The 23,176-nt window shown below is 73.3% G+C and carries 16 protein-coding genes; 5 read left to right on the top strand and 11 right to left on the bottom strand.

Annotated elements, in window-relative coordinates:
- Positions 1 to 2: 2 nt before the first annotated feature.
- The 3 genes from ACQEVU_RS24205 to ACQEVU_RS24195 all read right to left on the bottom strand — a co-directional run bounded on the left by ACQEVU_RS24205 (position 3) and on the right by ACQEVU_RS24195 (position 7,554).
- Positions 3 to 1,766, bottom strand: coding sequence for a hypothetical protein (locus tag ACQEVU_RS24205; RefSeq protein WP_433327220.1), 1,764 nt, complete (start codon positions 1,764 to 1,766; stop codon positions 3 to 5).
- Positions 1,767 to 1,847: 81 nt separating this feature from the next.
- On the bottom strand, positions 1,848 to 4,124 hold the full coding sequence (locus tag ACQEVU_RS24200) for an ATP-binding cassette domain-containing protein (RefSeq protein ID WP_433327218.1): 2,277 nt from the start codon (positions 4,122 to 4,124) through the stop codon (positions 1,848 to 1,850).
- Between the two features lie 49 nt (positions 4,125 to 4,173).
- Entirely contained in the window at positions 4,174 to 7,554 is a 3,381-nt protein-coding gene (locus tag ACQEVU_RS24195; RefSeq protein WP_433327216.1) for a hypothetical protein, read from the bottom strand.
- Between the two features lie 133 nt (positions 7,555 to 7,687).
- Between ACQEVU_RS24195 and ACQEVU_RS24190 the strand changes: the two genes are divergently transcribed.
- Positions 7,688 to 8,239, top strand: a complete 552-nt coding sequence (locus ACQEVU_RS24190) for a hypothetical protein (protein WP_433327214.1) — start codon at positions 7,688 to 7,690, stop codon at positions 8,237 to 8,239.
- A 75-nt stretch (positions 8,240 to 8,314) separates the two neighbouring features.
- Positions 8,315 to 11,035, top strand: coding sequence for a beta-L-arabinofuranosidase domain-containing protein (locus ACQEVU_RS24185; protein WP_433327212.1), 2,721 nt, complete (start codon positions 8,315 to 8,317; stop codon positions 11,033 to 11,035).
- Here ACQEVU_RS24185 and ACQEVU_RS24180 read toward each other — a convergent pair.
- Positions 11,032 to 12,090: a saccharopine dehydrogenase NADP-binding domain-containing protein gene (locus ACQEVU_RS24180; RefSeq protein WP_433327210.1), complete on the bottom strand. Its 1,059-nt coding sequence runs from the start codon at positions 12,088 to 12,090 to the stop codon at positions 11,032 to 11,034. The genes ACQEVU_RS24185 and ACQEVU_RS24180 overlap by 4 nt on opposite strands.
- Positions 12,091 to 12,183: 93 nt before the next feature.
- On the opposite strand from ACQEVU_RS24180, the gene ACQEVU_RS24175 reads away from it, so the two are divergent.
- The gene (locus ACQEVU_RS24175) at positions 12,184 to 13,056 is read left to right on the top strand and encodes a LysR substrate-binding domain-containing protein (protein WP_433327208.1); all 873 of its coding nucleotides are present in this window, start codon (positions 12,184 to 12,186) and stop codon (positions 13,054 to 13,056) included.
- A 33-nt stretch (positions 13,057 to 13,089) separates the two neighbouring features.
- Positions 13,090 to 13,872, top strand: a complete 783-nt coding sequence (locus ACQEVU_RS24170; protein WP_433327206.1) for a hypothetical protein — start codon at positions 13,090 to 13,092, stop codon at positions 13,870 to 13,872.
- Here ACQEVU_RS24170 and ACQEVU_RS24165 read toward each other — a convergent pair.
- The 6 genes from ACQEVU_RS24165 to ACQEVU_RS24140 form a co-directional block, all read right to left on the bottom strand.
- Entirely contained in the window at positions 13,862 to 14,743 is an 882-nt protein-coding gene (locus ACQEVU_RS24165; protein ID WP_433327204.1) for an SMP-30/gluconolactonase/LRE family protein, read from the bottom strand. The genes ACQEVU_RS24170 and ACQEVU_RS24165 overlap by 11 nt on opposite strands.
- Positions 14,736 to 15,689 (bottom strand): ABC transporter permease, encoded by a 954-nt coding sequence (locus tag ACQEVU_RS24160; protein ID WP_433327202.1) that lies wholly within the window; start codon positions 15,687 to 15,689, stop codon positions 14,736 to 14,738. The genes ACQEVU_RS24165 and ACQEVU_RS24160 overlap by 8 nt, the downstream gene beginning before the upstream one ends.
- Complete coding sequence (locus ACQEVU_RS24155) at positions 15,686 to 16,615, bottom strand: ABC transporter permease (RefSeq protein WP_433327200.1); 930 nt, start codon at positions 16,613 to 16,615, stop codon at positions 15,686 to 15,688. The genes ACQEVU_RS24160 and ACQEVU_RS24155 overlap by 4 nt, the downstream gene beginning before the upstream one ends.
- Entirely contained in the window at positions 16,608 to 18,191 is a 1,584-nt protein-coding gene (locus tag ACQEVU_RS24150; RefSeq protein WP_433327198.1) for a sugar ABC transporter ATP-binding protein, read from the bottom strand. The genes ACQEVU_RS24155 and ACQEVU_RS24150 overlap by 8 nt, the downstream gene beginning before the upstream one ends.
- A 1-nt stretch (position 18,192) precedes the next feature.
- Entirely contained in the window at positions 18,193 to 19,287 is a 1,095-nt protein-coding gene (locus ACQEVU_RS24145) for a sugar ABC transporter substrate-binding protein (protein ID WP_433327196.1), read from the bottom strand.
- Between the two features lie 138 nt (positions 19,288 to 19,425).
- A complete protein-coding gene (locus ACQEVU_RS24140; protein WP_433327194.1) occupies positions 19,426 to 20,613 on the bottom strand; it encodes an ROK family transcriptional regulator in 1,188 nt (395 codons plus the stop codon).
- 102 nt (positions 20,614 to 20,715) lie between these two features.
- On the opposite strand from ACQEVU_RS24140, the gene ACQEVU_RS24135 reads away from it, so the two are divergent.
- Positions 20,716 to 21,081: a nuclear transport factor 2 family protein gene (locus ACQEVU_RS24135; protein WP_433327192.1), complete on the top strand. Its 366-nt coding sequence runs from the start codon at positions 20,716 to 20,718 to the stop codon at positions 21,079 to 21,081.
- A gap of 6 nt (positions 21,082 to 21,087) precedes the next feature.
- Here the strand turns inward: ACQEVU_RS24135 and ACQEVU_RS24130 are convergent, their stop codons facing one another.
- Positions 21,088 to 23,166 (bottom strand): glycoside hydrolase family 2 TIM barrel-domain containing protein, encoded by a 2,079-nt coding sequence (locus ACQEVU_RS24130; RefSeq protein WP_433327190.1) that lies wholly within the window; start codon positions 23,164 to 23,166, stop codon positions 21,088 to 21,090.
- Positions 23,167 to 23,176: the final 10 nt, after the last annotated feature.

The raw sequence follows: 23,176 nt of genomic DNA, 5'->3' as shown, positions 1-23,176 counted from the left end.
CGTCAGTCGCAGGGCTCCCACATGTTGGTGATCTCGCTGACGTTGCCGGAGCCGTTCTCCTGGGAGCCCATCCAGAAGGTGTTCGGGGCCTTGGGAGTCTGCAGGAGGTACACCTGGAAAGGATCCTGCCACTCCCCCTTGGCACCCGGAATCTTCGTGAGCGCCTGCCGCACCGGCGTGGACGTGGTCACGCCGTAGGGCAGGGTGACGTTGGCGGGCAGCGTGCCGGAGCGCACGGTCCAGCCGACCAGCGTCGCCTTGGAGCTGCCCGGGTCGGCCACGACGACGTCCAGCGCTCCCCACACGAAGTGCCGCCGCGGTACGGCCGGCAGTCCGCTCAGCGAGCACCCCTCCTTGGCGTCCTCGGTGCGGGCGGGCGCGCCGAGTGCGTCGCGCAGCCTCCGTTCGACCTCCTGGCCTGAGCCTCCCGTGGCGACGCCGGCGACGGAGGCGTCGGCGAGCACCACGCTCGACAGGACGGTCACCTTGATCCGGTAGCTGCGCCAGTAGATGAGGTTGTCCAGGGCCGCCTGCACGCCGTTGATCACCAGGCGGAGGCCGTCGACGAGCCACAGACCGATCTTGATCAGGAAGGTGCCGACGGCGCCCTTGAAGCCGTACGCGATCTCCCAGGCCTTCTCGAGGCAGCCGATCGCGTACTTCGTGGCGTCGCGGAACAGGACGCCGGCGGAGTGGCCGTCCGTCACCTCGTTGCGGATCAGGCCGTCGAACGACGAGAAGCAGTCCTTCGCGTCGAAGGCCAGCTTCAGGGCCTTCGCCGACGTCGACAGGTCGGGCTTCGGGCCCCACGGCAGCCTGCCCAACGTCATGGTGAGGGTGTCCAGGCCGTACATCAGGGCATCCATGAGGTACGCCGGGCTGCTCGGGCGGGTCTCGGCCTGGCCCGAGCTGCCGGGCGGGACCGTGAACTGCACCGTGTGGCCGCCCGGCACGATCACGGCCTTCGTGCCGGACGGCGTCGTCGTGAGCAGGCTCGACACGTAGTTGACCGCCTGGTCGACGACCGGGTCGGCGTCGCCGAGGCGGCGGAGCGCCCAACCGGCCGGGTAGTCGATCTCGACGCTGTACTGGCGGTTGTCGGCGACCTGCAGTACCGCCGCGCCCTGGTCGTCGACGCCGGCGCACCACTTGACGAGGTTGCCGCTGTCAGACGCGACGGTGATGCCGTGCGCGGTGGCCTGGTCCTGGTGCGGGCAGGCCGGCTGCTGCGCCTTCTCGGTGGCGCCGAAGAAGCCCTTGAGCAGGTCGCCGGCGCCGTCCAGGAGCTTGCTGGCGTCGACGCGGAACGCGGCCCAGACCGACAGGTGCGGGCTGCTCCCGGCGACGGCGTGGGCGCCGGGGTCGTACTGCGCCTCGGCCGGCTGCCACGCGTTGGACGCCGGGTCGAAGTACGCGAGCACGGCGATGTCCGGGCCCTGGTCGCCGCTCGGGACGGCGGCCGGCAGGGACACGGTGACCGGCGCGGTGAGCGTGGCGCCGTCGAGGTGGAAGTCGAAGACCTGGCCGTCGAACGCCAGGCCGTCGGGGGCGGGCGGCGGGCTGCTCACCACGCTGCCGGTCAGGCGGCCGTTCCCGCTGACCGCGGCGGCCGGCACGTCGACGCGGGCGCCGCCGGGCAGGACGAGCGCCGCCGCCTTGCCCGGCGCGACGTCGACCGTGGCGGTGACGGGGGCGGGCTTGTGCGACGAGCACCCGGTCACGGCCAGGGGCGCGAGCAGCAGCAGGACGAGCGGCCGAGCCAGCATCGCCCGACCGTAACGGCTGCGGACCCGGACTCCGCCCGGCCGATCAGACAGCGTCCGATCCGCCGGGCGGAGCACTCACGTTCAGGCAGCCCCGACGTACTCGGCGAGGTGGCGGCCGGTCAGCGTCGAGCGCGCCTCGACCAGGGCCGCGGGGGTGCCCTCGAAGACGATCTGGCCGCCGTCGTGGCCGGCGCCCGGGCCGAGGTCGATGATCCAGTCCGCGTACGCCATGACGGCCAGATGATGCTCGATCACGATCACCGACTTGCCCGCGTCGACGAGGCGGTCGAGCAGGCCCAGCAGCTGCTCCACGTCGGCCAGGTGCAGGCCCGTGGTCGGCTCGTCCAGGACGTAGACGCCGCCCTTCTCGGCCATGTGGATGGCGAGCTTCAGGCGCTGCCGCTCGCCCCCGGACAGGGTGGTCAGGGGCTGGCCGAGGCTGATGTACCCCAGGCCGACGTCGGCCAGGCGGTCCAGGATCGTGTGCGCGGCCGGCACCTTGGACGGGCCGGCGCCGAAGAACTCCCGCGCCTGCGTGACCGGCATCGCCAGGACCTCGCTGATGTCGCGGCCGCCGAGCTTGTACTCCAGCACCGACGCCTGAAACCGCTTGCCCTCGCACTCCTCGCACACGGTGGCGACGCCGGCCATCATGGCGAGGTCGGTGTAGATGACGCCGTTGCCGTTGCAGTTGGGGCAGGCGCCGGCCGAGTTGGCGCTGAACAGCGCCGGCTTGACCTTGTTGGCCTTCGCGAACGCGGCGCGGATCGGGTCGAGCAGTCCGGTGTACGTCGCCGGGTTGCTGCGCCGCGACCCGCGGATCGCGCCCTGGTCCACGGAGACGACCCCGGCGCCCTTCGGGATCGAGCCGTGGATGAGCGAGCTCTTGCCGGAGCCGGCGACGCCGGTCACCACGGTGAGGACGCCGAGCGGCACGTCGACGCTCACGTCGCGCAGGTTGTGCCGGGTGGCGCCGCGGATCTCCAGCTTGCCCGACGGCCGGCGGACCTCCGGCTTGAGCGCGGCCCGGTAGTCGAGGTGGCGGCCGGTCAGCGTGCCGCTGCGGCGCAGCCCGTCGACGGTGCCCTCGAAGCAGACCGTGCCGCCCGCGCCGCCGGCGCCCGGGCCGAGGTCGACGACGTGGTCGGCGATCGCGATCGTCTCCGGCTTGTGCTCCACGACCAGGACCGTGTTGCCCTTGTCGCGCAGCCGCAGCAGCAGCGAGTTCATCCGCTGGATATCGTGCGGGTGCAGCCCGACGGTCGGCTCGTCGAACACGTACGTGACGTCGGTGAGCGACGAGCCGAGGTGCCGGATCATCTTGGTGCGCTGCGCCTCGCCGCCGGACAGCGTGCCGGAGGGCCGGTCCAGCGAGAGGTACCCCAGCCCGATCTCCACGAACGAGTCCAGCGTGCGCTGCAGCGTGCCGAGCAGCGGCGCCACCGAGTGGTCCTCGACGCCGCGCACCCACTCGGCGAGGTCGCTGATCTGCATCGCGCACGCGTCGGCGATGTTCACCCCGCCGATGCGCGAGCCCAGCGCCGCCTGGTTGAGGCGCGTCCCGCCGCACTCGGGGCAGGCGGTGAACGTGACCGCCCGCTCGACGAACGCCCGGATGTGCGGCTGCATCGCCTCCTTGTCCTTCTGCAGGAACGCCTTCTGCACGCGGGGCACGAGCCCCTCGTACGTCATGTTGATGGTCTCGACCTTGACCTTGGTCGGCTCCTTGTACAGGAAGTCGTGCAGCTCCCGCTCGTCGTAGTCGCGGATCGGCTTGTCCGCGTCCACGAAGCCGGAGGCCGCGAAGATGCGCACGAGCCAGCCGTCCGTGGTGTACCCCGGGATGGTGATCGCGCCCTCGTTGAGCGACTTGTCCCGGTCGAAGAGCTCGTCGAGGTCGATGTCGCTGATGGTGCCCATCCCCTCGCAGCGCGGGCAGGCGCCGGCCGGGGTGTTGAAGCTGTAGTGGAACGCGGGCCCGGCGCTGGGCTCCCCCAGCCGGCTGAAGACGATGCGCAGCATGGCGTTGGCGTCGGTCGCCGTGCCCACGGTGGAGCGGGAGTTCGCCCCCATCCGCTCCTGGTCGACGATGATCGCCGTGGTCAGCCCCTCGAGCAGGTCGACGTCGGGCCGCCCCAGACTGGGCATGAACCCCTGCACGAAGGCGCTGTACGTCTCGTTGATGAGCCGCTGCGACTCGGCGGCGATCGTGCCGAACACCAGCGAGCTCTTGCCCGACCCGGACACACCGGTGAACACGCTCAGCCGGCGCTTGGGGATCTCGACGCTCACGTTCTTGAGGTTATTCTCGCGGGCTCCGTGGACCTGGATGAGGTCGTGGCTGTCGGCGACATGCATCGGGCCACCGTAACCGAACATCCGGGCCGAGCGGGTCATCCGGCGCACCTCAGCCTCGCCCCTCGGCGCGGTCGCGGCGCGCGTCCATCATCTCCTCGAGCAGCCGCCTCGACTCGGCCCACCGGCCCTGCCGGACGAGCAGCTGACCGAGGGCGCGCACCGCCTGCGCGTGCCCGTCGGCGGCGGCGAGGCGCAGCCACCGCTCGGCCTCCGCGGCCCGCATCCCCCGGCCGAGCAGCTCGCCGAGCCGTGCCATCGCCTCGACGTGCCCGGCCCGCGCCGCCCGGCGCAACCAGGCGCTCGCCTCCGGCAACCGGCCCTCCTCCTGCAGCAGCCGGCCGAGCCGCCAGGCCGCGTCCGTGTCGCCCTGCTCCGCGGCTTGCCGGAGCTGCCGCTCGGCCTGCGCCGGGGCGTCGGTCGCCTCGGCCCCGTCTGCGTTCTCCTCCAGCAGTCCCCACAGCCAGGCCGCGGCGGCGGTGCGCCGTCCCTCAATCGACGGCTCGAGCAGCTCCCGGCGGTCGCGGAGGCGAACCAGCCGCCCGTCGATCTCCTGCACCGCGGTACCGGCGATCGACGACCCGGCCTTCGCCCGGTGGCGCAGCAGGCGCTCCGCCCTCGCGCTGGGATGCCGGCGATGGATCGCCGCCAGCGTCGCGTCGGCGATGTCGAGCCGCGGCTGCAGGACACCACGATGCTGGCCCGTGCGCGGCTCCACAACACCGATCAGCTCCTCCACCGCGGCGATCGCCTCGGCCCAGCGCCGGAGGGCCACGCGGGCGACGGCGAGGTTCGACAGCGCGGCGGCGAGGCCCGCGGCCACCGCATCGGGCTCGTCCGCCGCCGCCGGCCGCAACAGCGACACGGCATCCTCGAAGGCGCCCACGGCCTCATCCCAGCGTTTCGACTCCGCGAGCACCGCGCCGACGTTGCTCAGCGAGCGCCCGTGATCGGCGCCGAACGCTTCCGGCATCCCGTCGGCGAGGCGCGCGTAGAGCCGTTCGCTCTCCCTCGCCATCGCCAGCGCTTCGTCGAGCCGGCGCACCGCGACGAGCGGCCCGCAGGCGTTCAGCAGGGCCCGGGCAAGGAACGGGTGGTACGCCGCCGGCCACCCCAGGGCGAGGCGCCGGTAAATCCCGATCGCGTCGGCGCCGGTGGCGACGGCCTCCTGCGGCGCACCGGACTCGTGCTGGCGCAGCGCAAGGTTCTCCAGCGCCGCGGCGAAGGTCCCCTCGAACGCGGGGTTGACGGCGGCGGCCCGGCCGACCATGTCGGTCGCCCGCACGACCGCGTCCAGGGCCTTCGCGTACTGCCCGACGCCGGCGCGATGAATCGCGAGGTTGTTCAGCGCCTCGGCGTAGCGCTGCGTGAAGGACTCCGGATCCGTGCCGGCGAGCCGTTCGTACAGCGCCACGGCCTCCTCGGTCGCCGCCAGCGCCGCCACGTGCTGTCCCATCTCCGATCGATGGATTCCGAGGTTGTACAGCGTTGCCGCCAGCTGGTGCTCGAACAACTCGGGTCGATGCCGGGCAAGCTCCCGGTAGGTCGCCGCCGCGAGGGCGGCGGCCTTGATGCCTTCCTCGCGGCGGCCGACGAGGTGCAGCAGGCCGGCATGCTGCGCGACCGCCTCCGCCATGACCGGCAGGGTGATCGCCGTGTCCGCGGTGAATCGGCCGAGGATGCCGAGCACTTCCTGCATGACCGCCAACGCGTCGCCGGCCCGGCCGACCGCTTGGAGTCGCTGCGCATATACGCTCAGCACCGCCGCGACCCGCGCGGTGGCGCCCGGGTCGCGATCGTCGCGAGGCAGGCCTCGGATGAGCTCGGCCCCGCGTTCGACCGCGGCCAGCGCGGCGTCCAGATCACCGGCGTTGGCCAGCCGCAGGCCCAGGTTGAGGTGCACACCGACGCGTTCATGCGGGTCCTCGCTCCTCGCGAGGCGGTGCTCGGCCACGCGAGCGCTGACGGCGGCGAACCCGACGTCCAGGTCGAGCCGTGGGCCGTCCGGAAACGCCGCCTCGACGGCCTCCAGCGCCTCCAGGTCGACGCCGGGCCGGGCCGCGAGCGCGCTGAGCAGCGCCGAGGATGTCGCGAGGGCGAGATCGGGCCGGGCCCGCAGCAGCGGGTACAGCTGGGTCGTGGCCAGATGCGGCCAGCGGCCCGCCGCCTCCACCAGGAGCGTGACGAGCCGGCCCCCCGCAACGGAGGGGCCTTCGAGGGCGGGCAGCGCCGCGAGCTGGTCGACGGCCGTCGCGGCCCACGGGTCGGCCGGGTAGCCCGCGTCGTGTCCGGGCGACATGAGCGCGACGAAGTCCTCTGCGACCCGGTCGGGCCGCAGTGGCTCGAGCTGCGCCGCCGCGTCGGCCGGCGGATAGCACGAGCGGTGGTCGCGCAGTGCCGCGCCGGCCTCGACGGCGGTAATGCCCCGTTCGGCGATCCCCGCGATGCTCACCGCATCGTCGTGTGAGGCCGGTCCGACCAGGACGGCGAGGTACACCAGCCGCGCCATGATGTGAGCCGGCGTCCGGTGGCCATGGGCGCGGGTCTCGAAGAGGCTCTGCCAGTGCTCCTGCTCCCGGCCGAGCAGATACGCCGACAGTCCCGCCCGGTCGCGCGGCACGGCGGTGTGCCGACGCGCCGCGTCGACGGTCACCAGGGCGGCCATGTGCAGCGTGAGCACGCTGTCGTACCCGTCCGCGTCAAGGTCGGGCGCCACCGGCTCGCCGGCCGGTTGTGCCGGCAGCAGCCGCGCGAACTCGTCGCGGGCGCGCCGGAACACGGCCGCCCGGTCGGCCGGGCTGCGCGCCAGCGGCGGCAGCGGGAGATGCATCACGTCGTCGATGTCGACCTTGGATGCCTGGTGGCGCAGCTGATGCCACCAGCCGGCGGGCCGCGAGAGCAGCAGGATGCGCACGGCACCCCCGGCCGCGACGCGGTGCTGGGCCAGCAGCGTCATCAGGTCATGCAGAGGCCATCGCTCGGCGTAGTCGACGACGAGCAGCACGCCGCCGCCGGACACGACGATCTGATCCGCCGCGGCGCCGGCGGCGGGCTCGCTGCGGTGCCGCACCTCCGCGGCCGCCCAGCCGGCGTCGGCGGACTCGGCGGCGAACTGGATGGCCAGGCGGGTCTTGCCCTGGCCGCCGGGGCCGGTCAGCAACAGGACCGACACCGGCGGTCCCGGCGCGTCGCGCCAGGTGCGGAGACGGTCGAGCTCGGCCTCGCGGCCGGTGAAGGGCACGACCTGGTGGGCGGCGGACAGCAGCCGGCTCGGCGCGGCCGCGATCAGCTCGTCGGCCAGCGGGCGACGGGCCGCGAACGGGCGCATCCGATACGGGGTCGCGTCGCCGTACTGGTAGACGTACTGATTGCCGTGCTGCACCGCATAGACCACGCCGTGGTCCGTTGCATTGATGAACTGGCTGTAGGTCATCCCGAACCATCATGACGCCGGTTTCGAAATTTTCATGAGGTGACGCGTAACAACGCCTGCACGGTTTTTACGTTTCGCTTTACCGCTGTTCAAGGGCCGTTTCGTCCGCTTTTCGGGGCCTAGAGTCGCCGCCGTGGATCTCGGGTCTCTGTCGCGGCGGCCGCGGGTGGTCGCTGCCGTCATCGCCGGTGTTGTGGCGGCGCTGGCCGCCGTCGCGCTGGTGCGCGGCACGGCGGCCGAGGAGCCGCAGGGCGGTCGGGCGGCGCTCCAGGCGGCCGCGGCCGAGGAGCCGGCCGCCGGCGCGGCGCCGTCCGGGAGCGCGTCCGCGTCGCCGTCGGCGAAGACGGCGGGGGCGTGCGGGCGGCCGGTCGGGCAGGTCCGCCTCGAGCATTTCACGACCGGGGCGTCGGACTCGACCGTGCGGACCGGCGCGAGCGCCGCCCATCCGCACCTGGTGACCTACGGCGCGGGGCGGATGCTGCTGGCCTGGGAGTCCGGGTCGTCGATGGCGGCGCAGGTGTACGACTCCGGGACCGGCAAGGCCGTCGGCGCCAGGTTCACGATCGGCGTCAAGGACCACAACTACCAGGCGTTCAAGGCGTACGCCGACGGCAGCGCCGCCTACCCGGCCGCCGGGGCCGGCGGCACGTCGATCCGGATCGCCAGGGTGCTCCCCCAGGGCTAGTTAGCGCTAACAGTCATCTTGCTAAATATCGGGCGAGACGGCAAAGTGAGCGCTCACAAAGGGAGGACCACCGCCATGCCTCAACCCCAGTTCAGCCGCCGCCGGCTGCTGCAGACCTCCGGTGCCGTCGCCGTGGCCGCCGCCGCGGCGCCGCTGGCCGGCGCGCCGGCCGCCGGTGCCGTCGTGGCACCCGCCCGCGCAGACACCGGCGTCTCCGCGTACGCGTTCGACCTCGGGCAGGTGAAACTGACCGCCGGGCGGCTCATGGACAACCAGAACCGGACGCTGTCGTACCTGAAGTTCCTCGACGTCGACCGCATGCTGTACAACTTCCGGGCCAACCACCGGCTCTCGACCGGCGGCGCGGCGGCGACGGGCGGGTGGGACGCCCCGACGTTCCCGTTCCGCACCCACATGCAGGGGCACCTGCTCACTGCCTGGGCCCAGGCCTACGCCGTGCTCGGCGACACCACCTGCCGGGACAAGGCCAACGCGATGGTCGCCGGGCTCGCCGCCTGCCAGGCGAACAACGCCGCCGCCGGGTTCAGCGCCGGGTACCTGTCCGGCTTCCCCGAGTCCGACTTCACCAGCCTCGAGGCGGGAACCCTCGGCAACGGCAACGTTCCGTGGTACTGCATCCACAAGACCCTCGCGGGGCTGCTCGACGTGTGGCGGTACATCGGCAGCACCCAGGCCCGCGACGTGCTCCTCGCGCTCGCCGGCTGGGCCGACTGGCGCACCGGCCGGCTCACCGCCGCGCAGATGCAGAGCGTGCTGGGCACCGAGTTCGGCGGCATGAACGCCGTGCTGACCGACGTGTACCAGCAGACCGGCGACGCCCGCTGGCTCACCGCGGCGCAGCGCTTCGACCACGCCGCCGTCTTCAACCCGCTCGCCGCCAACACCGACCAGCTGGGCGGGCTGCACGCCAACACCCAGGTGCCGAAGTGGGTCGGCGCCGCGCGGGAGTTCAAGGCCACGGGCACCACCCGCTACCGCGACATCGCCGTCAACGCCTGGAACATCACCGTCGGCGCGCACACGTACGCCATCGGCGGCAACAGCCAGGCCGAGCACTTCCGCGCGCCGAACGCCATCGCGGCGTACCTCACCAACGACACCTGCGAACACTGCAACAGCTACAACATGCTCAAGCTCACCCGCGAGCTCTGGCTGATGTACCCGGACAACACGGCCTACTTCGACTTCTACGAACGCGCCCTGTACAACCACCTCGTCGGCGCGCAGAACCCGGCCGACGCGCACGGGCACATCACCTACTTCACCCCGCTCAACCCCGGCGGCCGCCGCGGTGTCGGCCCGGCCTGGGGCGGCGGCACGTGGAGCACGGACTACAACTCGTTCTGGTGCTGCCAGGGCACCGGCGTGGAGGTGAACACGAAGCTCGCCGACTCCATCTACTTCTACAACGGCACCACCCTGACCATGAACCTGTTCACGCCGTCGGTGCTCACCTGGACCCAGCGGGGCATCACCGTCACGCAGGCCACCACGTATCCGGTCAGCGACACCACCACCCTCACGGTCACCGGCACCGCCGGCTCATGGACCATGCGCATCCGCATCCCGGCGTGGACCACCGGCGCCACCGTCAGCGTCAACGGCGTCGCCCAGTCGATCGCCACCACCCCGGGCACGTATGCGAGCCTGACCCGCTCGTGGGCCTCGGGCGACACGGTCACCGTCAAGCTGCCCATGGCCGTGGCGGTCCGCGCCGCCAACGACAACGCCGCCGTCGCCGCCCTCATGTACGGGCCGGTCGTGCTGGCCGGCAACTACGGCAACACCGCCCTGACCGCGCCGCCCTCCCTGGCGACGTCGACGGTCACCCGCACCAGCACCACGTCGCTGGCCTTCACCGCCACCGCCGACGGCGCGACCGTCAACCTGGGCCCGTTCCACGACGCCCAGGGCTTCAACTACGCCGTGTACTGGAACACCGGCGGCACCGGCTTCCGCCTGGCGAACGCGGCCAGCGGCCTGGTGCTGGGCGTGCAGAACATGTCGGCGGCGGACGGCGGCCTCGCCCTGCAGTGGACCGACAACGGCACGGCCGACCACAACTGGGAGCCGGTCGTCGACGGTACGGCGATCCGCCTGCGCAACCTCAACTCCGGCAAGGTGCTGGGCGTGCAGGGCATGTCCACCGCCGACAACGCGGTCGTGCTGCAGTGGGCGGACAACGGCACCGCCGACCACCGCTGGACGGTCCTCGACAACGGCGACGGCACCCACAAGCTGCGCAACGTCAACAGCGGCAAGGTCCTCGGCATCGCCGGCAACGCCACCGCCAACGGCGCGCAGGCCGTGCAGGCGCCGGACGACGGCAGCGCGGACAACCTGTGGCGGTTCGTCCCCAACGGCCCGCACCGCATCCAGAACCTCGGCAGCGGCCTGCTGCTCGGCGTGACGAACATGTCCACCGCCGACGGCGCCCTCGTCATCCAGTGGGCCGACAACGGCACCGCCGACCACCTGTGGACCGCCGTCGTCGACTCGGGCGGCTACCTGCGGCTGCGCAACGCCAACAGCGGCAAGGTCCTCGGCGTCGAGGGCAACGGCACGGCCAACGGCGCCCGCGCGGTGCAGCTGCCGGACACCGGCTCCGACGACCGGCGGTGGCGGCTGCGGTACGGCGGCAACGGCTACTTCCGCATCCAGTCCGCGGGCGGCGGCCGGGTCCTCGGCGTGAGCGGCGCCTCGACGGCCCAGGGCGCGCAGGTCCTCATCTGGGACGACAACGGCACCAACGACCACCTCTGGCGCTTCGTCTAGGCGTCGACGGCGACGAACTCGGCGCCGGCCGCCTCGGCGAGCGACGGGCCGAACAGGGCGCCCGGGGTGTACGCCCCGGGCCGCCCCTCGCCGCGGGCCAGCCGGGCCGCGACCTCGGCGGCGGCCGCCACGGTGAAGTCCATGCCGTCGCCGGCCCGCAGCCAGCCGGTCCGCACGCGGCCGCCCGCCCACTCGACCCGGGCGCGGGCCCACGAGTGCGGCCGCGCCGGCTCGTTCGCCTTCACCTCGACGGCGGCGAGGCGCCGCACCGCGAACCGCCGCAGCGCCGGGACCGACAGCAGCGCGGCGGCGGCCGGCAGCACCGCCCGGATCGCGCGCCCGGTCGGCACGTGCACGTTCGCGGCCACCACGAACGGCGCCCCGCTGACCCGCCGGGCCGCCTCGAGCTCGCCCGACGGCCCGCCCGCGGTCGCCGCGGTCGTGCCCTCCGGCAGCGTGAACCGCTCCACGTCGCCGGCGAGCCGGACGCGCACGAGCCGGCCGTGCTCGTACCGCCGGCCGCCCCCGGCGAGGGCCCCGACCAGGGAGGCGGCGAGCGCCTCGCCGAGGACGCCGGGCTCGTTGCGCACGGAGGCGAGGGCGTCGACCCGCACCCGCAGCGGCGCGGGCTCCCCCGCGCACAGCCGCAGCACGACGCTCTCGGTCGCGAGCACCCCGAAGCCGGCGCCCGGCACGACGGTGCGCCCCTCGGGGTGCAGGTCGAGCAGGCCCGCGATCGAGGGCAGCTCGTTGGACAGATCCAGGTAGTGCGTCCCCGGCGGGCAGGCGCCGGCGACGACGGGCCCGGTCTCGGTGAACGGCCCGATCGTGTTGACCACCACGCCCGGCGCCGCGGCCGCCAGCGCCGCGCCGGCGGCGCCGACGTCGGCCGCCACGACGATGCCCGGGTCGCCCCCGACGGTCGCGGCCGCCTGCCGCAGCCTGGTCGCGTCGCGTCCGACGAGTACCACGGGCACGCCCGCCGACGTCAGCCGCGCGGCGATCGCGCGCCCGGTCCGGCCCGTACCGCCCAAAACCCATGCCGATCGAATCACCCGCTCATCGTCGGCCGGGGCGGCACCCGGCGTCCAAGACCTGGTTCGCACGGCCCGATGCGGTTCGGGCATCGGCCGCGCTACCGTGCGGGGGTGGACCTGGACCTGCGGCTGGTGCGCTACTTCGCCGCCGTCGCCGAGCATCGCCACTTCGGCCGGGCCGCCGCCGCGCTGCACGTCGCCCAGCCGTCGCTGAGCCGCCAGATCCGGTCCCTCGAGGAGCTGATCGGCGCGCCCCTGTTCGACCGCACGCCGCGCGGCGTCGAGCTCACCGACGCCGGCCGGGCGTTCCTGGCGCCGGCCCGGGCGCTGCTGCGGTCGGCCGCCGACGCCGTCGCGCAGGCCCGGGAGAGCGCCGAGCCGAGCCGGATCACCATCGGGTACATCCCGGGCACGATCATCACCGGCGCCGTGCGCGAGCTGCGCCGCCGCCACCCGTCGGCCGACATCCGCACCCGGCACCTGGCCTGGCACGAGCCCCGCGAGGCCCTCCTGGAGCACCGCGTCGACGCCGCCCTGCTGCGGCTGCCGGCGCGCACGGAGGGGCTGAGCGTGACGGCGCTGTACGAGGAGCCCCGGGTCGTGGTGCTGCCCGCCGGTCACCGGCTGGCCGGCAAGGAGTCGCTGACCCTGGACGACATCGCCGACGAGCCCATGCCGCGCCTGCCGGCCGGCGACCCGGCGTGGACGGCGTTCTGGCGGGCCGAGCCCCGCCCCGGCGGCCGGCCGGTCCCCGACGGCCCGGAGATGGCCGCGGTCGAGGACAAGTTCGAGCTCGTCGCGGCCGGCGAGGCCGTCGCGATCCTGCCGCCCGGGTTCGCGGCCATCCGCCGGGACCTCACGGAGGTGCCGCTGCACGGCGTCGAACCGTGCACGATCGCGCTGGCCACGCGCCCCGCCGGCGGCGGCCGCCTGCTCGCCGACTTCCGGGCGATCGCGCGCCGCTTCGCCCGTTACCCGGATTGACATCGTGCCTGGTGGTGACCACCCTGGGCGAGCATGAACTACCGACGGTGGCTGCGCGCCCTCGCGGTCGGCGCCGCCACCCTGGCCTGGCTCGGCCCGCCCGCGCCGGCCGGGATCGCCGCGCCCCGGCTCGCCCCCGGCGACGCGGGCGACGTGCTGTTCGTCGGCAACAGCCTGCTCGGTACCGTCAACCAGGGCAGCCACGAGGACACGCCGAAGCTGGTCCGCCACCTGGCCGAGGCCGCCGGGCGCACGATCAACGTGACCGAGGTCATCCACTCCGGCTACACGCTGCGCCAGACCTGGGACGACGGCCTGGTCGCGGCCGCGCTCGCGGGCGGCCGGCAGTACGACTGCATCGTGCTGCAGGAGTACAGCACCCTGGTCGCCACCGACCCGTCGGCCGCGCGCGCCACGCTGCTGCACACCTACGCCCCGGCGCTGGCCCGCGCGCTGCGGCCGGGCGGCCGGGTGGTGCTGTTCAAGAACTGGGCCCTCGCCGACCCGAGGCCGTTCCCGACCCGGGCCGCCGCGAAGGCGGCGATCGACGCGAACTACGCCGCATTGTCGGCGGCGCTCACCGTGCCCCACGTGCTCGCCCCGATCGGCGACGAGTTCGAGACGATCATCGCCGACCGGGGGCTGTCGTGGCTCATCGCGCCGGACGGCAAGCATCCGAACGACACGGCCATCTATCTCGACGCGGTCACGCTGTACGGCATCCTGTTCCGCGAGTCGCCCCGCGACCTCGCCGACCTCTACCTGGACCCGGCGGTGGCGGCCGAGCTGCGCTCGGTGGCGGCCGCTACCCGGTGAAGCGCGGCGTCGGCCGGCCCCGCGGCCCGTCCGGGTCGACCAGCAGCACCTGGCCGGACAGCGGCGCCGCCGCGAGTTCGGCCTCGCCGAGCCCCATCCGGGCGCTCGTGACGGCCAGCAGCGTCAGGTCGGGGCCGACGAACGCGCAGCGCGTCGGGCGCGGCACGGGCAGGTGGAGCACCCGGTCGACGGTGCCGTCGGGGGCGTAGCGGACGATCCGCCCGCCGGCCCACTTGCAGTTCCACACGTAGCCGTCGGCGTCGACGGTGACGCCGTCGGGGTACCAGCCGGTGCCGGTGTCGTCGACGAAGACGCGGCCCGGGCCGACCGCGCCGGTCACCGGGTCGAAGTCGTGGGCGCGGACGACCTGCCGGGTCGAGTCGACGTGGTACAGCGTGCGGCCGTCGGGGCTCCACGCCGGGCCGTTGGAGCAGATGACCCCGGCGAACGCCCGGGTGAGCGCGCCGCCCGGGCGCAGGCAGTAGAACGCGCCCGTCGGGTCGGTCTCGGCGAGGTCCATGGTGCCGAACCAGAACCGGCCGGCCGGGTCGACCGCCCCGTCGTTGCAGCGGTTGCCGGGCCGGTCGGCCTCGACCGGGGCGAGGATCTCGAACGCGCCGGCGTCCGGGTCGACGTAGGCGACGGCGTGCCGGAACGCCGCCACGAGCCCGCCGGCCTCGCGCAGGGCGACGGAGCCGACCAGGTCGCCGAGCTCGAGGGTGCGGGTGGGGCCGCCGGCCCAGTCGAGGGTGTACACCCGCCCGGCGGTGATGTCGACCCAGTGCAGCCGGCCGAGCCGGTCGTCCCAGACGGCGCTCTCGCCCAGGTGGCAGGGCACGGCGCTGAGCACCGTCCACGGCGTGTCAGTCATCGGCGCGCTCCCGGCCGTAGGTGAACAGGATGGCCAGGATGACCAGGCCGTAGATGATGTCGCGGCCGTACTCCGGCACCCGCTGCGCCTGCAGCAGCGTCACGATCGCGACGAGGGTGACGCTGCCGGCGACCACGCCGGCGTAGTGGCCGCGGCCGCCGAGGATCGACACGCCGCCGACGACGACCGCGGCGATCGACTCGAACAGGTAGGGGTCGCCGAGGCCGAGCGACGGCTGGCCGCCGTAGCCGGCCAGCGCGATGCCGGCGAGCGCGGCGAAGACGCCGGAGAGGGTGTACAGCGCGACGGTGACGGCCCGCACCGGCACCCCGGCGAGGAAGGCGGCGCGCGGGTTGTTGCCGACGGCGTACACCCGCCGGCCGAACGTCGTCAGGCTCAGCAGCACGGTCACGGCCAGCGCGACGCCGATCCACACCAGCAGCTGGGTCGGCACGCCGAGCACCCGGCCCACGACGAGGCGGCGCAGCGGCTCGGGCGCGTAGGACGCGCACGACGCGCAGGTCAGGCCCTTCGACAGGCCGAGCGACAGGCCCTGCAGCACGCCGTTCATGCCGAGCGTCATGACGACCGCGGGCACGCCGAGCCAGGCGACGCCGAGGCCGTTGGCGAGCCCGACGGCGGCCCCGGTGGCCAGTGCGGCCAGCAGCGCGAGCGGCAGCCGGGAGGACTGCCCGAGGCTGGTCGTGGTGAGCACGATCGCGGCGCCGTTGAGCACCCACGGCATGGACAGGTCGATGCCGCCGACGAGGACGACGAGCATCTGCCCGGCGGCGACGAGCCCGATGAAGCTCGCCACCACGAGCATTGCCCGCAGGCTGGTCCACCCGGCGAAGCCCGGGTGCAGCACCGTGCCCGCCACCAGGATGAGCGCGGCGGCGCCGAAGGCGTAGACGAGCCGCTGCACGCTCGGCGTCAAAGCGGTCATGAGGCCGCCTCCCGGCGCCGGCGCGCGAGCAGGGCGCCGGCGCTGCCCAGCAGCACGGCCACGACCAGGAACAGGCCCTGGAACAGCGACTGGTACAGCGGGTCGATCCCGGCGAAGAACAGCACGTCGATGACGAGGGTGAGCGCGAACGCCCCGGCGACGGCGCCGAGCGCGCTGCCCCGCCCGCCGCTGAACGCGATCCCGCCCACGACGACGGCGGCGATCGACGTCAGGATGTAGGGCGCGCCCGCGTTCGGGTCGCCGGACGTCGTCGTGGACACGTAGAAGATCGCGGCGAGGGCGGCGCAGAGGCCGGAGAGGGCGTAGACGGCGACCTTGACCCGGGCCGCCGGCACGCCGACCGCGCGGGCGCTCGCCTCGTCGGAGCCGATGGCGTACACCCGCATGCCGAAACGCGTCCGGCGCAGCCCGAGCCAGCCGGCGACGGCCAGGGCGAGCCAGATCAGGGCGGTCGGGGCGTCCGGGTCGGTGAGCGCGGTGCGCACCGCCGGGTCGACCGAGCCGCCGGGCACGGGCAGCACGCGCAGCGCCAGTCCACTGTAGACGCTCAGGGTGGCGAGCGTGGTGAGGATCGGCGCGATGCGGCCCTTGGCGACGACGAGGCCGTTGACGGTACCGCAGAGCACGCCCACGGCCAGCACGAGCAGCAGCCAGGCGGGCGAGCCGCCGGTCGCGGCGGTGATGGCGACGCCCAGGCTGACGGTGCCGCCGACGGACAGGTCGATGCCGCCGGTGAGCACGACGAGGCTCTGGCCGATGGCGACGAACACGAGCGGCAGGGAGGTGTTGAGCAGCGACAGGTAGTCGAACGCGGTCGGCAGGTGGCCGAGGCTGGTGGTGTACACGGTCAGGTACGCGGCGAAGGTCGCGCCGAGCACCAGCAGTCCCAGGCGCAGGTCACGCATGGTGTACCACATCCTCCTTCATGGCGGCGGCGACGATGCGTTCCGCGTCGCCGACCGGGCCCGGCAGCTCGGCGGTGATCCGGCCCTCCCGCAGGACCAGGACGCGGTGGCAGAGGTGGGCGATCTCCTCGGTCTCGCTGGAGTACAGCAGCACCGCCTTGCCCGCCGCCGCGAGCCGGGCCACGAGGGCGTAGAAGTCGTGTTTGGTGGCGGCGTCGACGCCGCGGGTGACGTCGAACAGCAGCAGGACGTCGGCCTCGGTGAGCAGCCACCGGCCCATGAGGACCTTCTGCTGGTTGCCGCCCGACAGCGTGCCGACCGGCTGGGTCGCCGGCCGGGCGGTGCGGATCGACAGCTGGGCGACCATGCCGGCGACCGCCTCGCGTTCGGCGCGGCGGCGGACGAACCCGGCCGTCGAGACCCGGCCGAGGGTGGCGAGGGTCAGGTTGTCGCGGACCGACATCGGCAGCAGCAGCCCTTCGGCCTTGCGGTCCTCCGGGACGTACGCGATGCCGATCCCGGCCCGGATCGCGTCGGCCGGGCGGCGGATGCGCACCGGCCGGCCCGCGACGAAGACCTCGCCGGCCCGGGACCGCCGCGCGCCGAACAGCGCGAGGAACAGGTCCCGCTGCCCCTGGCCGGCGAGACCGCCCACGCCGAGGATCTCGCCCCGGCGCAGCTCGAAGCCGACGTCGCGCAGGGCCCCGCCGGTGAGGCCCGCAACGCGCAGCGCGGGGGCCGCGTCCGGCGCCGGCCGGTGCGCGGCGACGTCGGGGTAGCCGCCGGCGAGGGTGCGGCCGCTCATGAGCCGCACCGCTTCGGCCTCGGACAGCCGGTCGCGGGTGTCGACCCGGGTGCCGTTGCGAAACACGGTCACCCGGTCGGCGAGGTCCTCGATCTCGCGCCACCGGTGCGAGGTGAACACGACGCAGCCGCCCGCGTCGCGCAGCCGCCGCATGTGCCCGGCCAGCCACGCCACCTGCTGCTCGGCGAGGGCCGCGGTCGGCTCGTCGAGGATGAGCACCCGCGGCTCGGTGGCCAGGACCCGGGCCAGCTCGACGACCTGCCGCTGGGCGACGGTCAGATCCGCGGTGGTGGCCGCCGGGTCGATGTGCTCGACGCCGAGCCGTTCCAGCAGCGATTTCGCCGTCGGTACCAGGGATCGCCGCCGCACCAGGCCGAGGCGCCCGCGCGGCGGGTGCTGCAGCAGCAGGTTCTCGGCGACGGAGAGGTCGGGCAGCAGCGACAGCTCCTGGAACGCCGTCGCCAGGCCGAGCGCCTGGCGGGCGGCGGGCCCGGCGAGCCGGCCGACCGGCTCGCCGAGGATCTCCACGGTGCCGCGCTCGGCGCGCACGAGCCCGCACATGACCTTGATCATCGTGCTCTTGCCGGCGCCGTTCTCCCCGGCCAGGGCGTGGATCTCGCCGGGACGCGCCGCGAAGGACGCGTCCCGCAGCGCCTGGACCCCGCCGAAGGCGCGGTCGACCCCGTCGGCCCGGATGGCGTGCCCGTCCGGCGCGTCGTGGACGTCGCCGGGCGGGCGCTGCGGCCGCATCGACGTCGGAGTCCCCTCCATCTCAGCCCAGCTTCACGTTGAGGGTCGCGCCCGGGCAGGGCGTGCCGTCGGTGGCCGCCTCCTGGCACAGCACCAGCAGCGCATTCGGGCCGGAGTCGGTGAAGTCGGCGAAGAAGCTGTCCGGCAGGTCCGGGAACACGGTCTCGCCGGGCTTGATGCCGTCCGAGGTGGCCACCGGGAACGGGATGGTGATGCTCTGCTTCGGGTGCTCGCCCTTGATGACGGCCCGGGCCAGCTCGAGGGAGATGACCGACAGGAACGGCGGCTGGCCGATCGACATGCCGTTGACCTTCGGCTGGGAGATGCCGGCCATGTACTTGCGGAAGCCGTTCTCAGCCTCGCCGCCGACGACCGGCACGGGCTTGCCGGCCTCGGCGAAGGCCTTGATGACCCCGTCGGTGCCGCCGGAGACCCACACCCCGTCGACCTTCGGCAGGCTCGGCAGCTGCGCCGCCGTCTGTCGCTGGGCGGTCGCGGAGTCCCACTGGCCGCTGTACGTCGCGACGATCTTGATGCCGGGGTTGGCCGCGAAGACCTTCTTCGCCCCGGCGTTGCGGTCGTTGTCGGCGCCGGTGCCGGCCACGCCGGTCACCATGACCACGTTGCCCTGGCCCTTGAGCTGGTCGACGATGAACTGGGCGAGCTGCTCGCCGAACTTCACCTGGTCGGTGTTGACGGTCAGCCCGCACTTCTCGTCGACGGTGTTGTCGAACGACACGACGACGATCCCGCGGTCGCAGGCCTGCTTCACCACGCCGTTGAGGCCGCTCGTCGACGCGGCGTTGATGACGATGCCGTCGACGCCCTGCGCGATGAGGTTCGAGATCTGCCGGGTCTGCACCGCCACGTCGTTGCCGGCGTTGAACACCGTGCAGTCGACCTGGTCCTTGTACGGCGGCATGGCGCACGCCGCCTTGAACACGTTCTCCATCTCGACCCGCCACCCGTTGCCGATGAACGAGTTGGACAAGGCGATCTTGAGCTTGCCCTTCGCGGCGCCGGCGTCCTTGGCCGCCGGGCCGGAGCTGCAACCGGCCGCGACCAGCACGGCCACCGCGCCGGCCGCGAGCAGCCGGATATAGCGGGGTAGCATCATTCGCGCTCCACCTTCGGGTGTGTGGCGGTCCCGAGTTGCCGCTCGGGGCCTTCTGCTGCATTGGGATGTGCGGCGGTGCGGCCAGGGCCTCGCGGCTCTGGCCGTGCGATGTGCGCGTGTGTTTCCGGCGTTGCTGAGTCAGGCGGACGTGCCCGCGCCGAGCGGGAAGTTCGCCGAGTCGCGCAGGACGGCCGCGGCGGCGCCGACCACCACGACCACCTCCCCGTCGAGCCGGCCGGCGACCACTGGCGGGATCGCCTCGCCGGCGTGGATGGCCCGCCGCGCCATGGACTCGCGCAGCGGGTCGATGAGGATGGAGCCGGCCGGTGCCAGGTTGCCGCCCAGCACGATCAGCTCCGGATCCAGCAGGTTGTACATGTTGGCCATCGCGACGCCGATGTGCCGCCCGGCGTCGGCGAGGACCCGCCGGCACCCGGCGTCGCCCTCGTGGGCGAGCCGGATGACCTCGGCGATCGAGGGGTTGCCGGGGTGGGACTGCCACAGGTGAGACGTGATCGCGTCGGCGTTGGCCAGGGTGTTGAGGCACCCCCGGCCGCCGCACTCGCACACGAGGCCGTCCTCGTTGATGGTGGTGTGCCCGATCTCGCCGGCGGTGCCGTTGGCGCCGACGTAGAGCTCGCCGTCGAGGATGAACCCGGCGCCGATGCCGTTGGCGGTGTAGACGTAGGCGTAGTCCCGCAGCCCGCGGGCCACGCCCAGGGTGTGCTCGGCCAGCGCCGCCAGGTTGGCGTCGTTGCCGACGAGGACCGGCAGGCCGAGGATCTCGGTCGCCAGGGCGTGCGGGTTGACGCGCACCCACGGCTTGAGGGTCGTGGCCCGCCCGTTGAGCCCGGTGCGCCGCTGGATCGGCCCCGGCATGGCGATGCCGACCCCGAGCACGTGCTCGCGCCGGAACGCGGTGCGCTCCAGCAGCCGGTCGACGAGCTCCCCGGCCCGCCGCAGCGTCTGCGCCGGATCGGTGCGGTCGTCGACGACCTCGGCGTCGTGCACGAGCAGCTCCTGCGCGACGTTGCAGACCGCGGCCCGGACCGTGCCGTTGGCGATCTCGATGCCGACCGTCGCGCCGAGCCCGCCGTGCAGCCCCACGAGCGTGGGCGGCCGCCCGGTGACGGGCCGCCCGTTGCGGGCCGCGTCGGCGACCTCGACGACGGTGCCGGCGTCGAGCAGCTCGGCCACGACGCTGGCCACGGTGGAGCGGGACAGCCCGATCTCCGCGAGATCGGCCCGCGACATCGCACCGCGCCGCCGCAGCGCGTGCACCACGCGACTGCGGTTGGCGTTGCGCTGCGCGGAGCCCGCATCCATGTTCCGGAGTATTGACGTTCTCGCTGATCCAGTCAATACACTGCCCAGCAGAGCGTTTCCTGCGGCCTATTTTTGCCTGAACCAGTCAAAACGGAGGCGTTGATGGACACCGCCGACACCGCCATGCGCCACTGGATCGCCGGCGCCGCCACCGGCGACTGGTGCGCGCTCGTCGCGCTGCTCGCCCCGGCCGTCGAGTTCCACGTCCCGGTCTCCGGCTTCGCCGGCATCCAGCACGGCGTCGAGCCCGCCGAGCGCTTCTTCGCCGGCTTGACGGCACGGCTACGGGCGGAGCTGACCGTCATTGCCCGCCTGGACGGCGACGGCCGCACGGCGTTCGAGGTGAACGTGGCCGGGCTACTCTCGGGCCGCCCGTTCGAGCAGCGCCTGTGCCTGGTGTTCGTGATCGCGGACGGGAAGGTGCGCGAGTTCCGCGAGTACCTGGCCTTCCCGTCCGCAGCCCTATGACAGCAGCTACGACAGGGTCCAGGTGACCGTGTCCGTGACCGTCGAGCCGTTGATGACGGCGGTCGCCGTCACCGTGTTGGTGCCCGAGCGCAGCGTCACGCCGGTCCACGTGAAGATGTGGTCGGCGCTCGACTTCGCGCCCAGCGACGCGCCGTTGAGCGTCAGCGTGACGCTGGAGGCGTTGGAGTAGATCTTCACGTCGGTGGCCGCCGTCGTGCGCTGGGTCCAGCGGCGGCTCGTGATGTAGACCGTCGGGGCGGCCGACCAGTTGGCCTTGTACCAGTAGAACGCGTCCTTCTTCACCGCGCGGTCGCGGGTCACCAGGCCCTTGTCGTTGATGCCGGGCTGGGCGCCCTCGTTGCGGCCGTCGGAGGCGAAGTCGAACATGTTCCACACGAACTTGCCCCACACGTAGGGGCGGGCCTGCAGCTGCTTCCAGGACTGCTCGTGCAGCAGCGCCTGGTACTCCTCCGGGTGCCACTGGCCGCCGGCGCTGGGCTGGGCCGGGTTGAGCTCGTGCTGGGTGGTGTTCGCGCCGGCGCCGTACTCGCTGACGGCGATCGGGCGGCCGGGCAGCGCGGCGTGCAGCGAGTCGAGGTTGGGGCCGAGGCCGGAGGTGCTGCCGGTGTACCAGCCGTAGTACTTGTTGTAGCCGGTCGTCTCGGCGTGGGTCGGCACGGCGCCGGTGTCGCTGACGCAGCAGCTGGCGTACGTCGAGAGCCGGTCCGGGTCCTCGGTGTTGACGATGCCGGCGAGGTCGGCCAGCAGCGCGTTGGTGGCCGCGTTGTCCTGGCGCTGCTCGTTGCCGATGCTCCAGAACACGATCGAGGGGTGGTTGTAGTTCTGCCGGATCAGCTCGCGCAGCTGCTGCTCGGCGTTGGCGGTGAACGCCGAGGACGCCGTGGTGTCGTTGACGAGCGGGATCTCGGCCCAGACCACCAGGCCGGCGGCGTCGGCCAGGTTGTAGTCCTTCTGGTCGTGCTGGTAGTGGGCCATCCGCACGGCGGTGGCGCCGATCTCCTTGATGAGGTCGAAGTCCTGGGTGTGCTGGGCGTCGTTGACCGCCCAGCCGACGCCGGCGCGGTCCTGGTGCAGGTTGACCCCGTGCAGGTCGAGGTGGTGGCCGTTGAGGCTGAAGCCGGTGTTGGCGTCGATCGAGAACGAGCGCAGCCCGAGCGGCTCGGTGACCACGTCGGTGACCCGGCCGGTGGCGGTGTCGCGCAGCTCGACGTTGGCGTTGTACTGGTACGGGTCGGCGAGGCCGTCCCAGCGGTGCGGGTCGGCGATCGTGACGGTCTGCACGACGTCCTTGCCGGCGTGCGCGGCCACGCTGCCGGCGGCCAGGGTCTGGTCGGCGACGACGTTCCCGGCGGCGTCGGTGATGACGGTGCGCACGGAGACGTTGAGCGCGGCGCCGTTGTTGTTGAACAGCTTCGTGGTCACGTCGACGGTGGCCGCGGCGGCGGTGACGCTGCGCTGGCGCAGGTACACGCCCGGGCCGGCGTAGTCGAGCATCCGGATCTGCACCGGGTCGACGGCCCAGAAGCTCACGTTGCGGTAGATGCCGCCGTCGAAGGAGTAGTCGGCGGACTGCGGCGCGATGTTGTCGTTGTCGGCGTTGTTGACCTTCACCGCGATGACGTTGTCCTGGCCCACGCGGAAGGCGGCGGTCGCGTTGAAGCGGAACCGGGCGTAGCCGCCGGCGTGCTGGCCGAGGTACGTGCCGTTGACCCACACGTCGGCGACCTGGTTGGCCCCGGCGAACTGCAGGTAGAGCTGCTTGCCCGCGTAGGTGGCCGGCACGGTGTAGTGGCGGCGGTACCAGCCGGTGCCGCGGTAGTAGTTGCCGCCGCCGTCGGCGCCGTCGGCGGCGTTCCAGGTGTGCGGGGTGCTCACGCTCGACCAGGCGGCGTCGTTGAACCCGGGCTGCTCGGCGCCGGCGGCGTCGCCCTTGTTGAACTTCCAGCCGGTGTTGAGGTCGACGCGGTTGCGCAGGGTGGGCGGCGAGTAGGTGGCGGCGAAGGCGGATCGGGCCGGCACGAGCAGCGCGGCGACGAGGACCATGAGTGCGATGGCGGATCGCATGGCCTGTCCT

This window comes from Dactylosporangium sp. CA-139066, assembly GCF_050936175.1.
Taxonomy (GTDB): Bacteria; Actinomycetota; Actinomycetes; order Mycobacteriales; family Micromonosporaceae; genus Dactylosporangium.
This window is presented reverse-complemented; position numbering and strand designations above follow the sequence as displayed.